Origin of the sequence: Micromonospora eburnea (assembly GCF_900090225.1) — a bacterium.
Classification (GTDB): domain Bacteria; phylum Actinomycetota; class Actinomycetes; order Mycobacteriales; family Micromonosporaceae; genus Micromonospora; species Micromonospora eburnea.
The window spans coordinates 3,459,959-3,471,677 of the sequence record NZ_FMHY01000002.1; the positions used below are offsets into that span (position 1 = coordinate 3,459,959).

General features: G+C 74.9%; 12 protein-coding genes. 8 read left to right on the forward strand and 4 right to left on the reverse strand.

All coding sequences use genetic code 11. The features are described from left to right. Positions 1-12: 12 nt before the first annotated feature. The 3 genes from lnt to GA0070604_RS15585 are packed head-to-tail and all read left to right on the forward strand — an operon-like array spanning position 13 to position 2,995. Entirely contained in the window at positions 13-1,596 is a 1,584-nt protein-coding gene (gene lnt, locus GA0070604_RS15575; protein ID WP_244162204.1) for an apolipoprotein N-acyltransferase, read from the forward strand. 38 nt (positions 1,597-1,634) lie between these two features. Further along, positions 1,635-2,426 (forward strand): polyprenol monophosphomannose synthase, encoded by a 792-nt coding sequence (locus GA0070604_RS15580; RefSeq protein WP_091118599.1) that lies wholly within the window; start codon positions 1,635-1,637, stop codon positions 2,424-2,426. Positions 2,427-2,479: 53 nt separating this feature from the next. Continuing rightward, complete coding sequence (locus tag GA0070604_RS15585) at positions 2,480-2,995, forward strand: FxsA family protein (protein WP_091118600.1); 516 nt, start codon at positions 2,480-2,482, stop codon at positions 2,993-2,995. A 60-nt stretch (positions 2,996-3,055) separates the two neighbouring features. On the opposite strand, the gene GA0070604_RS15590 is transcribed toward GA0070604_RS15585, so the two are convergent. Further along, the gene (locus tag GA0070604_RS15590; protein ID WP_046564157.1) at positions 3,056-3,397 is read right to left on the reverse strand and encodes an RNA polymerase-binding protein RbpA; all 342 of its coding nucleotides are present in this window, start codon (positions 3,395-3,397) and stop codon (positions 3,056-3,058) included. 225 nt (positions 3,398-3,622) lie between these two features. Between GA0070604_RS15590 and GA0070604_RS15595 the strand changes: the two genes are divergently transcribed. After that, entirely contained in the window at positions 3,623-5,104 is a 1,482-nt protein-coding gene (locus GA0070604_RS15595) for a peptide MFS transporter (protein WP_091127158.1), read from the forward strand. A 10-nt stretch (positions 5,105-5,114) separates the two neighbouring features. Here the strand turns inward: GA0070604_RS15595 and GA0070604_RS15600 are convergent, their stop codons facing one another. From GA0070604_RS15600 to GA0070604_RS15610, 3 genes are read right to left on the reverse strand one after another with little or no spacing between them, the layout of a single operon-like run. Then, a complete protein-coding gene (locus tag GA0070604_RS15600; protein WP_091118601.1) occupies positions 5,115-5,705 on the reverse strand; it encodes a pyridoxamine 5'-phosphate oxidase family protein in 591 nt (196 codons plus the stop codon). A gap of 60 nt (positions 5,706-5,765) precedes the next feature. Next, a complete protein-coding gene (locus GA0070604_RS15605) occupies positions 5,766-6,926 on the reverse strand; it encodes a coiled-coil domain-containing protein (protein ID WP_091118602.1) in 1,161 nt (386 codons plus the stop codon). Between the two features lie 12 nt (positions 6,927-6,938). Further along, entirely contained in the window at positions 6,939-8,282 is a 1,344-nt protein-coding gene (locus tag GA0070604_RS15610) for an MFS transporter (protein WP_091118603.1), read from the reverse strand. A gap of 78 nt (positions 8,283-8,360) precedes the next feature. Between GA0070604_RS15610 and GA0070604_RS15615 the strand changes: the two genes are divergently transcribed. Genes GA0070604_RS15615 through GA0070604_RS15630 form a run of 4 tightly spaced genes read left to right on the forward strand, consistent with a single transcriptional unit; the run spans position 8,361 to position 11,713 of the window. Next, positions 8,361-9,005: a TetR/AcrR family transcriptional regulator gene (locus GA0070604_RS15615; RefSeq protein ID WP_091127159.1), complete on the forward strand. Its 645-nt coding sequence runs from the start codon at positions 8,361-8,363 to the stop codon at positions 9,003-9,005. Positions 9,006-9,059: 54 nt separating this feature from the next. Next, on the forward strand, positions 9,060-10,373 hold the full coding sequence (locus GA0070604_RS15620; RefSeq protein WP_091118604.1) for a flavin-containing monooxygenase: 1,314 nt from the start codon (positions 9,060-9,062) through the stop codon (positions 10,371-10,373). Beyond that, the gene (locus GA0070604_RS15625; RefSeq protein WP_091118605.1) at positions 10,370-11,194 is read left to right on the forward strand and encodes an SDR family NAD(P)-dependent oxidoreductase; all 825 of its coding nucleotides are present in this window, start codon (positions 10,370-10,372) and stop codon (positions 11,192-11,194) included. The genes GA0070604_RS15620 and GA0070604_RS15625 overlap by 4 nt, the downstream gene beginning before the upstream one ends. Positions 11,195-11,203: 9 nt before the next feature. After that, positions 11,204-11,713, forward strand: coding sequence for an NUDIX domain-containing protein (locus tag GA0070604_RS15630; RefSeq protein ID WP_091118606.1), 510 nt, complete (start codon positions 11,204-11,206; stop codon positions 11,711-11,713). The last annotated feature ends 6 nt before the right edge of the window (positions 11,714-11,719 follow it).

Consider the following 11,719-nt stretch of genomic DNA (forward strand, 5'->3'; position numbering starts at 1 on the left):
GACCGGGAAGAGGTGCGTGCCACCGACGGGGCACGTGACGGGGTGGGAGCGCGGCCGCTGCCGCTGTGGGTGGCCGTGCCGCTGGCCGTCGCGGCCGGGCTGGCGCTGCTGGCCGCGTTTCCCCCGTACGGGAGGTGGCCGCTCGCCCCGGTCGGGGTGGCGTTGCTGGCCGCGGCGGTCCACCGGCGGCGGCTGCGGGCCGGCGCCGGGCTGGGTTTCCTCACCGGGGTGGCGCTGTTCGCGCCGCTGCTGGAGTGGACCAACCTGCACACCGGCGCCCTGCCGTGGATCCTGCTGTCCCTGCTGCAGGCCGGGTATCTCGCGCTGCTCGGTGCCGCCGCCGCCTGGGTGTCGCCGCTGGTGGACCGGTGGCGGTGGACGTGGCCGGTGCTCACCGGGGTGCTGTGGGTGGGGCAGGAGGCGCTGCGCGCCCGCACCCCGTTCGGCGGGTTCCCGTGGGGGCGGCTGGCGTTCAGCCAGGACACCTCCCCGCTGCTGCGGCTGGCCGCGCTCGGCGGCGCCCCGCTGGTCACCTGCGCGGTCGCGGTGGCCGGCGGCGTCGTGGTCGCCGCCGCCTGGCGGGACTGGCGCCGACCCGCGGGGCACTGGCGGCCGGTGGCAGGGGCTGGCGCCGCGCTGGCCGCCCTGCTCGCCGCCGGGGGCGCCGTCCCGGTGGGCGTACGCGGCGGCGGGGACACCGTCACCGTCGCCATCGTGCAGGGCAACGTGCCCCGCCTCGGGCTGGACTTCAACGCCCAACGGGAGGCCGTGCTCGACAACCACGTCAACGCCACCCTGAAACTGGCCGAGCAGGTCACCGCCGGCGCGCAACGCCGCCCCGACCTGGTGGTGTGGCCGGAGAACTCCAGCGACATCGACCCGCTGCGCAACCCGGACGCCGGATACCGGATCTCCCAGGCCACCGAGGCGATCGGCGTGCCCATCCTGGTCGGCGCGGTGCTGCTCGGCCCCGACGCCGGGCAGGTCCGCAACGCCGGCCTGCTGTGGCGGCCCGGCGGCGGCGTCGACCTCGACCAGTCGTACGTCAAGCGGCACCCGGTGCCGTTCGCCGAGTACGTGCCGCTGCGCAAGATCGCCCGGATGGTCAGCGCCGAGGTCGACCGGGTCCGCGCCGACTTCGTCCCCGGCACCGAGCCCGGGGTGATCGACGCCGGGGCGGTCACCGTCGGCGACGTGATCTGCTTCGAGGTCGCCTACGACGATCTCGTCCGGGACACCGTGACCGGCGGCGGGCAGCTGCTGGTGGTGCAGACCAACAACGCCACCTTCGACGTGGCGGAGGCCCGCCAGCAGCTGGCCATGGTGCGGCTGCGCGCCGTCGAGCACGGCCGGGCGGCGCTGATGGCCTCCACGGTCGGGGTGTCCGGGTTCGTTACCCCCGACGGGCGGGTAGACGGGTCCACCGGGTTCAACACCGCGGCGGTGGTGGTCCGGCAGATGCAGCTCGGGGACGGGCGTACCCCGGCCACCCGGTTGGGGGTGTGGCCGGAGATGGCCCTCGCGGCGCTCGCCGTCGCGGCCCTGGCCGGCGCGGCGGTGCTGCGTCGCCGCCGGGGAGGCGACGCCCCCGGGTAGGACGAGCGCCGGTACGCCGGCGGGGAGGCGGTACGACGGTGCGTGTGGCAGCCGAGCGGCGGACATCCGGGCATCCCGGGGTGGGACGGGTGCTCGTGGTCATCCCCACCTACAACGAGGCCGACAACGTCCGCCGGACCGTCGCGGGGGTCCGCGAGGCCGCGCCAGCGGTGGACGTCCTGGTCGCCGACGACAACAGCCCCGACGGCACCGGCGCGATCGCCGACGCGCTGGCCCGTTCCGACCCGCATGTGCACGTGCTGCACCGGCAGGGCAAGGAGGGCCTCGGCGCGGCCTATCTGGCCGGTTTCGCGTGGGCCCGGGAGCGCGGCTACGACGCCGTGGTGGAGATGGACGCCGACGGCTCGCACGCCCCGCAGGACCTGCCGGCGTTGCTGGCCGCCGCCCGGGACGCGGACGTGGTGATCGGGTCGCGGTGGACCCGTGGCGCGCGGGTGCTGAACTGGCCGCTGCGGAGGCTGCTGCTATCGCGCTGCGGCAACCTGTACGCGCGGCTGGCGCTGGGCATGCCGGTCTCCGACGCCACCGGCGGCTATCGGGTGTACCGGTCGACGGCGCTGGACGCCATCGACCTGGACTCGGTGCGCTCCCAGGGGTACGCGTTCCAGGTGGAGCTGTCCCGCCTGGCGCACCGGGCCGGGGTGCGGATCGTGGAGGTGCCGATCACCTTCGCCGAGCGGGAGCACGGCGACAGCAAGATGAGCCCGCTGATCGTGGCCGAGGCGTTGTGGCGGATCACCAGTTGGGGGCTGCGGGACCGCGCGGCGGCCGGGCGGGGCCGGCCCGACGAGTTGGCCCGGTGGCCGTGAGCTCCGGCGTGTCATGCTGGAGAGGCGTGATGGCCCGTGGCTGAAGAGGTGAGATGCGCCGAGGAATGAGGTACGTACCGCCGGCCCTGCTGCTGCTCGCGGTGCTGGAGCTGACCGTTTTCGTCCTGGTGGGCCGGGGCGTCGGGTTCGGCCTCGCCCTGCTGCTGGTGTTCGCGGTGTCCCTGCTCGGGCTGGCGCTGCTGCGTCGGGAGGGGATGCGGGCGTGGCGGGGCTTCCGCGCCGCGGCCGCGTCCGGGCAGCCGCCGGGGCGGCAGGTCACCGAGGGCCTGGTCGGGTTGGCGGGTGCGTTGCTGCTGGCGTTGCCCGGCCTGGTCACCGGGGCGCTGGGGCTGCTGTTGCTGCTGCCGCCCGTGCGGCGGCTGGCCCGCGCCGGCGCGCAACGTGCCACCGAGCGGCGGGTGTCGTCGATGGTCGCCGGTGACCTGTTCGGCCCCCGCCGGGTCCGGGTGTACCGGGGGGCGCCGCAGCAGACGCCGCAGACGCCGCAGCCGGTCGCGGAGCCGGGCCAGGCCATCGAGGGCGAGATCGTCGAGCCGCGGCGGCCCTGAGTGAGACGTGACGAAGCGCCCCCGGGGTGACCCCGGGGGCGCTTCGGTCGTTTGGCGTGCTCAGGCGCGGCCGCGGCGGGTGCGGACCTCCTGGAGCCGCTCGGCGAGGATGTCCTCCAGCTCGGCGATGGACCGCCGCTCCAGCAGCATGTCCCAGTGGGTACGCGGTGGCTTGGCCTTCTTCTGCTCCGGCTCGCTGCCGTCGACCAGCCGGGCGACGCTGCCGTCGAACTTGCACTCCCAGGTCGTCGGGACCTCGGCGTCGACGGCGAACGGCACCTCGAACTGGTGTCCCTTGGCGCAGAGGTACTCGCGGGTCTGGCGCGGCGCGAGCTCCGTGTTGCGGTCGGATTCGTAGCTGACCGCGCCCAGGCGGCTTCCGCGCAGCATGCGCTCGCCCATGATCGACTTCCCCTCGTTGGTGGTGCTGGTCTTCTCGGTGTAACGGTCCGTCCCCGTCGGGCCATTCCCGGCCCACGCGGGCAGGGTCCGCGCGGGTCGGAACCCTGCAAGGGTAGCGGGCCATGTCAGGCAACCCGGCGGGGTCTGCCCCGGGCCGGGTCGAATGGGTGGAGTGTTTCGGCTGTCACCGGGGATGTTAACCGTCACGGTGTGCCGGAGGTGACGATGACCAGTGACGTGCCGGTCGGGGGCCGACCACCCGCCGGGAAGACCTTCTTCGGTCATCCGCGGGCGCTGTCGACCCTGTTCCTCACCGAGATGTGGGAGCGGTTCAGCTTCTACGGCATGCGGGCCATCCTCGTCCTCTACCTGACCGCGGCCGTCGCCGACGACGGGCTGGCCATCGGGCAGTCGACCGCCAACGCCGTCTACGGCACCTACAACGCCATGGTGTATCTGATGGCGTTGCCCGGCGGCTGGGTCGCCGACCGGCTCATCGGCGCCCGGCGCAGCGTGCTGTGGGGTGGCGTGGTCATCGCCGCCGGTCACTACGTGATGGCGGTGCCGACCCGGTGGAGCGTGTTCGCCGGCATGACCCTGATCGTGGCCGGCACCGGGCTGCTCAAACCCAACATCTCCACCATGGTCGGCGACCTGTACGACCGCGACTCGCCGCGCCGCGACGCCGGCTTCTCGATCTTCTACATGGGCATCAACCTGGGCGGGTTCATCGCCCCGCTGGTCACCGGCTTCCTCGGCGAAAAGATCAACTGGCATCTCGGGTTCGGTGCCGCCGCGATCGGCATGACCTTCGGTGTGATCCAGTACGTCCTCGGCCGGCGGAACCTGGGCGAGGCCGGCGCGCGGCCCGCCGACCCGCTGCTCGGGGCGGACCGGCGGCGGGCGCTGACCCGCATCGGCGTGGTCGTCGTGGTGGCGCTGGCGGTCCTCGCCGCGCTCGCCCTGACCGGGCTGTTCACCGTCAACACGGTGGTGAACCTGCTCACCGTGGTCACCGTCCTGGTGGCCGTCGGCTACTTCGCCCGGATCCTCACCGATCGGGAGATCAGCACCACCGAGCGCAGCCGGATGAAGGCGTACCTGTGGTTGTTCGTCTTCGCCGCCGCGTTCTGGTTGATCTACGACCAGGCCGGGTCGGTGCTGAACATCTTCGCCGCCGACAAGACCGACCGGGCCGTGTTCGACTTCACCTTCCCGGCGTCCTGGCTGCAGTCGGTCAACCCGATCCTGATCATCATCGGGGCCCCGCTGGCCGCCTGGGTGTGGCTGAAACTCGGTCACCGGGTGTCCACCCCGATGAAGTTCGCCGTCGGCCTGATCCTCAACGGCCTGTCGTTCGTGCTGATGGCCGCCGCCGCGCAGGCCGCCGTCGGGGGCGCGCTGGTCTCCCCGTGGTGGCTGGTCGCGGTGTACGCCATCCAGGTCGCCGGTGAGCTGTCACTGAGCCCGGTGGGTCTGTCGGCCACCACGAAGCTGGCCCCGGTCAAGTACGCCAGCCAGATGATGGGCCTGTGGTTCCTGGCCACCGCCGTCGGCGACGCGATCGGCGGCCAGGTGGCCCGGCTGGCCGGGACCTGGTCGGAGGCGACCTACTTCCTCACCTTCGGGTTGGCGTCGGTGGTGCTGGGGCTGAGCGCGGTGATGTTCACCCGGCACATCCGGGCGCTGATGGCCGGCATCCACTGACCGGCGGCGGTCACCTCGCGGGGGTGGGCGGCAGCGGCAGCGGCAGGCCGGGCAGCCCGTCGATGCTGGTGGCCACGTGCTCCTTGCCGGCGAAGTACGCGCTGAGCGAGGCGTCGTCCTCCCGGGCGAACCGCCTGCCGTGCAGGTCTCGGTCGGCGTCGTAGGTCATCAGCGGCACGGCGTACCCGCAGGTGTCGCGGATCAGCCCGGCGCGGACCACGATGATCGCCCGCAGCCCGTGCGTGGTGGTGTCGATGTCGGGGAAGTGGCGCAGCAGGTCCGCCCACCGGGGATCGTCGCGGAACACCGGCTCGCCGTGCCCGTGTACCCGAACGATGTTCGGCGGGCCGGAGAACGCGCACCACATCAGCGTGATGCGGCCGTTCTCCCGCAGGTGGGCGATGGTCTCGGCGTTGCTGCCGGCGAAGTCCAGGTAGGCGAGGGTGTGCCCGTCGAGCACCGCGAGGCAGCCGCGCAGGCCCTTGGGGGAGAGGTTGACCGTGCCGTCGCCGGCGAGCGGGGCGGTAGCGGTGAAGAACATCGGCTGCGCCTCGATGAACGTTCGCAGCCGGCCGTCGATGCTTTCGTACGTCTTTCCCACGCCCGCATCATTGCCGCCGTCGGGGTTGTTCCGCTGCCCCGTTCCCAGCCCGTGGCCGGGTCAGGTGCCCCGGGAGCCGAGCCGGGCCAGGGCGCTGGCCAGGTCGCTGACCTGGTCGGCGAGCTGCCCCGCCCGGCTCTGGGCCGCGTCGCGGTCGGCCTCGGCGGCGACCAGCCGTGCGGTCAGCTCGGCCAGTCGGGCCTCGGCGGCAACGCCGGCCTCCCGCACGATCGCCAGCTCGGCGGCGAGGGCGTCCCGCTCGCCGACCCGGGCCGTCAGTTCGTCCCGTGCCGCCGTGGCCGCCGCGAGGGCTTCCGTCCGGGCCGTCTCGGCCCGCTCCCGGGCGGTCCGCGCCTCCTGTTCGGCCCGCCGCGCGTCGGCGGCCTCCGCCCGGGCCTGTTCGGTCCGCGAGTGGGCCGTCTCGGACTCCGCGCGGGCCCGTTGGGCCTCCGCCTGGGCCGCCTCGGCCTCGGTCCGCGCCCGCTGGGCGTCGGCCCGAAGCCGGTCGGCCCGCTCCATCGCCTCGCCGGCCGACCGGGCGGCCCGTGCGGCGTCGCCACGGGCGGTGTCCCGCTCGGTGGTCAGGTCGGCCACCCGGCGCCGCTCGGCGTCGAGTTCCGCCCGCACGGTACGCAGCTCGTGGCGGGCGGCGTCGCGGTCCCGCTCGGCCTGCACCCGTAGCGCCTGCGCGGCGCTGGCCTCCCCGCGTGCCTCGTCCCGGGCCGCCTCGGCGCGCTCGGCCCGCTCGGCGGCGCGGGCGGCCTCGGCCTCGGCCCGGCCGGTGAGTTCCCGGGCCGCGTCCCGCTCGGCCAGCGCCGCCTGTGCCTCCTGCCGGGCCCGGGCCGCGGTCGCGGCGGCGTCCTCGGCGTCGCGGCGGGCCTCGTCCCGTTCGGTGTGCGCGGCGGCCGCCTGCGTGGCCGCCTCGGCGCGGACCTGCGCGAGTTGCCGCTCCACCCCGGCGGGGGACAGCTCGGCGTGCAGCGCCTCGGTGAGCGTCTCGACGATCTGGTCGAGCCGGTCCACCGCCTCCCACGTCCGGGCCACCTGGCCGGGCAGACCGGGGGCGTTGCGGTGCCGCATCCGAGTGTTGCGGGAGGCGCGCTGGCAGGCCCCGTCGTTGTCCCGACAGTAGCGGAAGGGCCGGCCGGCGCCGACACGTTGCGGCACCTCCCGTCCACAGTGGGCGCAGGGGCGGGTCTCGGGGGCGGGTTGGGCGTCCATCGGGGGCGAAGTCTAGTGGCCGGTTCCCGGGTCGGCGCGGGCCACACGGTCCAGGGTGTAGCGGCGTTGCAGCAGCACCGCGACCGCCATCATGGCGGCGGGCAGCAGGCCGAAGCCGTACCGGATGGCCGCGAGGGCGGCCGGCGACTGGGTCAGCGTCTCCCCTGCCGAGGAGGCGACGAAGCCACCGGCGGCCAGGCAGAGGGCGTACGCGTAGGGGCCGAGCGCCCCGCCGGTCGCCTCGGTGGCCGTCCACACGCCGGTGTACGTGCCGGCGCGGGTGGCCCCGGCGGCGCGGATCACGTCGGGGAGCATCGAGAAGGGCAGCAGTTGCAGGGCGGCGAACGCCACCCCGAGCACCGCCACCACCGCGACCAGGACAGGCAGGCCGACCGGCCGGCCGACGGCCAGCACCAGCGCGCCGACCGCGAACGTGGACTGCGCGGCCAGCAGCGCCCGCTGCTTGCCGAACCGGCGGGCCACGGCCAGCCACGCCGGGGTGACCAGCAGCGCGGGCGCGAGGAACGCGGCCACCAGCACGGTGGTGAGCTTCGGGCGGCCCAGCTCGTACTGGGCGTAGTAGGGCACCCCGGCGAGAACCAGGTGGGTGGTGGTGGACATGGCCAGATAGGCGGCGACCAGCCAGCGGAACTGCCGGTCGCGCAGGCTCTCCGCGAGGGCCCGCCAGCCGCCCGCCTCCGGTGCCGCCGGCCCGGCCGCCGCCTGCCGCAACCGGTCGATTCCGGCGATCCCGACCAGCATCGCGACCAGCATCCCGACGCCGAGCAGCGCCGCCATCCGCAGGTAGCCGCCACGGGTGGGGGTGTCGCCGCCGGTCAGCAGCGGCGCCAGCAGCCCGGACAGCAGGATCCCGACGGTGAGGACCACCATCCGGAAGGCCATCAGCCGGGTGCGTTCGTGATAGCCGATCCGCAGGTCCGCCGGAGTGGCCAGATAGGGCACCTGGTATGCGGCGAACAGCAGGTTACCGGCGATGAACAGCAGCGCCACCCAGGCCGCGGCGGCGCCACCGGTGAGTCCGCCGGGCACCGCGAAGAGCGCGGCGAAGGCCAGCGGGAGGACACAGCCGGCCAGCAGCAGCCGGCGGCGGTGCCCCCGGCGGGCCTGCTCGACGTCGCTGCGGTGGCCGATCCACGGATGCAGCAGCACGTCGGCGATCTTCGGCAGCAGCAGGGTCAGCCCGGCCAGCCACGGGGCGACGGCGAGCACGTCGGTGAGGAAGTAGAGCAGCAGCAACCCGGGCACGGTGAGCCAGACGCCCATGCCGAGCGAGCCGGTGGCGAAGCCGAGCAGGGGGGCCCGTCGCAGGGCGACGTCGTGGTCGAGCCCGGTCATGTTCGCATCCTCCCCGGGCGCGCCGCCCCGCCAATCCAACGGAGGATGGATTGTAGGGGGAACAATGGCGGGATGACCATGCCCCGCCGCCGGCCGGGCCGGCCCCGCCGTGACGACCAGCGACCGACCCGCGACCTCGTCCTCGCCGCCGCCACCGCGCTCTTCGCCGAACGTGGCTTCGACGCCGTCAGCCTGCGCGACGTCGCGTCCGCCGCCGGCGTCGACGTGGCCACCGTCGCGCACCACACGGGTACGAAGGCGCAGCTCTACGACGCCTGCTTCGCCCGGGTCTTCGCCGCGGAGCAGGAGGTGCTGGCGGCGGCCGGCGAGCGGGCCCGGGGTGCCCTGGCGGCCGGGCCGGCCGAGGCGCTGCGAGCCCTGCACGACCTGGTCGACGTCTTCGTGGACTTCCTCGAGGACCGGCCCGAGACCACCGCGTTGTGGCTGCGCCGCTGGCTGGAGCCGCACCGGCACGGGGAACTCGACCAGCGCTACGCGGCCCCGCTGTACGGGCTGGTCGAGCAGTTGCTCGCCGCCGCGGCCGAGCGTGGGGCGCTGGACGAGCCCACCCCGCACATCACGGTGCGCAGCCTGGTCTGGGCCGTGCACGGCCATGTGGTGGCCCTCGCCGCGTCCGGCGGCGCGGGAGCCCGGGAGCGGCGGGAGTTCCGGGCGTTCGTACACCGCTTCCTCGACGCGCTGTATCCGCCGGCCGCCCCTTGACGGCCCGCCGTCCGCTGGGCATTATCCATCGGACGTTGGATTAAGGAGGCGGGCATGACGGCACGGCCCAGGGTGGCGGTGATCGGCGCCGGGGTGGCCGGGCTGTCCACCCTCAAGGCGCTGCGCGACGCCGGGGTCCCGGCGGTGGCGTTCGAGTCCGCCGACACCGTCGGCGGACTCTGGGTGTACGGGGCGCCCGGCTCGCCCGCGTACACGACCCTGCACCTGAACACCAGCAAGGGCCGCACCCAGTTCGCCGACCACCCGATGCCCGCCGACTGGCCCGACTACCCGGGCCACGCCCGCATCGCCAGCTACCTTGCCGACTACGCCGACCGGTTCGGGCTCCACGAGGACATCCGGCTGCGGCACACCGTCACGCGGGTGGACCGCGCCGCCGACGACACCTGGACGGTGCACGCCACCGGGCCGGACGGGCCGGTCCGCGTGGACGTCGAGGCGGTGGTGGTCGCCAACGGTCACAACCGGGTGCCGAAGCTGCCCGACGGCTACGCGGGCGAGTGCACCGCAGACCAGATGCACAGCCACGACTACCGGGGGCCGGACCAGCTCGCCGGGCGGCGGGTCCTGGTCGTGGGCGGCGGCAACTCCGCGATGGACATTGCCGTCGACGCCTCGTACGCGGCCACCCGCGCCCTGCTGTCGCTGCGCCGCGGCGTCTGGGTGGTGCCCAAATATCTGCTCGGCCGCCCGTCGGACACGCTCAACGGGGCGCTGGCCCGCCGGCTGCCCTGGCGGCTGCGGCAGCGGATCAGCCAGACCATGCTCACCGCCACCGTCGGCCCGCCCACCCGGTACGGGCTGCCCGCCCCCACCCACGGCTTCCTCCAGGACCACCCCACCCTCTCCGACGGGCTGCTGTCCCGGCTCACCCACGGCGACATCGAGGCTCGTCCCGGCATCGCCCGGTTCGCCGGGAACCGGGTCGAGTTCACCGACGGCCGCGCCGACGAGGTGGACCTGGTGATCTGGTGCACCGGCTACCGGGTGGCGGTGCCGTTCCTCGACCCCGCGCTGCTCGGCGACGGCGCCGACCGGTTGCCGCTGTACCTGCACGTCTTCCACCTCGACGCTCCCGGCCTGGCGTTCGTCGGGCTGATGCAGTCCACCGGGGCGGCGTTTCCGCTGGTCGAGGCGCAGGCCCGGCTGGTTGCCGGCCGGCTCGCCGGCACCTGGGCGCCGCCGGACCCGGCGCGGCAGGCCGCCGCCTGCCGCGCCGAGCTGCGGGCCGCCACCGCCCGGTGGGGGCAGCGCCGCCCGCACCTTCGGGTGGACTTCGACGCGTACCTGGCCGAGCTGGGGCGGGAACTGACCGCCGGACGCCGCCGGGCGGGGGTGGCACGGTGAGCGGGCTGACCGGCCGGCGGGTGCTGGTCACCGGGGCGCGTGGCACCTTCGGCCAGCACCTGTGCGCCGCGCTCACCGGCGCCGGCGCCCGGGTCGTCGGGCTGGACCTGCACCCGGACGAGGACGGCGACGTGCCGGTGCTCGGCTGCGACCTGACCGACCCGGCGGCCGTGCCGCCGGCGGTGCGGGCCGCCGTGGACCGGCTCGGCGGGCTGGACCTGCTGGTCAACAACGCCGGCGTCGGTGGCCCCGCGCCCGCCGAGCTGCCCCCCGACGAGGTGGTCCGGCAGCAGATCGAGGTCAACCTGCTCGCCGCCTGGCGGACCACCGCCGCGGCGTTGCCGGCCCTGGAATCGGCGCGCGGCCGGGTGGTGTTCGTGGCCAGCCGGATGGCGGTGCTCCCGCTGCCCCTCGCAGCCGCGTACGGGGTGAGCAAGCGGGCCCTGGTGGCGTACGCCGACGCGCTGCGCCACGAGGTCGGCACCCACGTCGGGGTCAGCGTCGTCTACCCCAGCATGGTCGCCTCACCGATCCACGACAGCACCGCCCAGGCCGGGCTGTCGCTGAACGGGGTTTCCCGGCTGGAACCGGTCGAAGGGGTCATCGCGGCGATCCTGCGGGCCGCCACCGCCCGCCGCGCGCCCCGCGACGTCGCCACCACCACCCGGGGGCGGGTCGAGCTGGCCCTGGCCCGGCACGCGCCCGCCCTCGCCGACCGCCTGGTGCGCCGTACCGTCGCCGGAAGGATCGCCGCCGGTGACCTGGACGACGCGCCATTGGCCGCCGGCATGGTACGCCGGCACCGGGGGTCCGGCCGCTAGGGTGCCGCCATGCCGCTGTCGCCCTACGTCGCCCGGATGCGCCGTCACATCGGATCCGACCTGCTCATGCTCTACGGGGTGAGCGCGGTGGTGACCGACGACGCGGGGCGGCTGCTGCTGGCTCGCCGGGGCGACAACGGCGGCTGGTCCATCCCGGCCGGTGGGGTCGACCCGGGCGAGCAGCCGGCCGACGCGCTGCTGCGCGAGGTGTACGAGGAGACCGGCGTCAAGGTGGCGATCGAGCGGATCGGCGGGGTCGCCACCCACCCGGTCGTCTACCCCAACGGCGACGCCTGCGAGTACCTCAACGTCTGGTTCCACTGCCGGGCGGTGGGCGGAGTGCCCACCGCCGACGGCGACGAGTCCCTCGCCGTCGACTGGTTCGACCCGGACGACCTGCCCGAGCTGGACGACTGGTCCCGACTGCGGATCTCCACCGCGCTGCGCGAGGACCGGGCCGCCTGGTACGCCGCCCCGGGCGAGCGCCACCCGGGCCTCACCCAGCCCGACAACCTCTGATCCTCG

Coding starts and splice junctions, on each gene's coding strand:
- GA0070604_RS15620 (WP_091118604.1), top strand. CDS start 9,060: ATGACGGCACGGCCCAGGGTGGCGGTGATCGGCGCCGGGGTGGCCGGG.
- GA0070604_RS15605 (WP_091118602.1), bottom strand. CDS start 6,926: ATGGACGCCCAACCCGCCCCCGAGACCCGCCCCTGCGCCCACTGTGGA.
- GA0070604_RS15585 (WP_091118600.1), top strand. CDS start 2,480: ATGCGCCGAGGAATGAGGTACGTACCGCCGGCCCTGCTGCTGCTCGCG.
- GA0070604_RS15615 (WP_091127159.1), top strand. CDS start 8,361: ATGCCCCGCCGCCGGCCGGGCCGGCCCCGCCGTGACGACCAGCGACCG.
- GA0070604_RS15595 (WP_091127158.1), top strand. CDS start 3,623: ATGACCAGTGACGTGCCGGTCGGGGGCCGACCACCCGCCGGGAAGACC.
- GA0070604_RS15630 (WP_091118606.1), top strand. CDS start 11,204: ATGCCGCTGTCGCCCTACGTCGCCCGGATGCGCCGTCACATCGGATCC.
- GA0070604_RS15590 (WP_046564157.1), bottom strand. CDS start 3,397: ATGGGCGAGCGCATGCTGCGCGGAAGCCGCCTGGGCGCGGTCAGCTAC.
- GA0070604_RS15610 (WP_091118603.1), bottom strand. CDS start 8,282: ATGACCGGGCTCGACCACGACGTCGCCCTGCGACGGGCCCCCCTGCTC.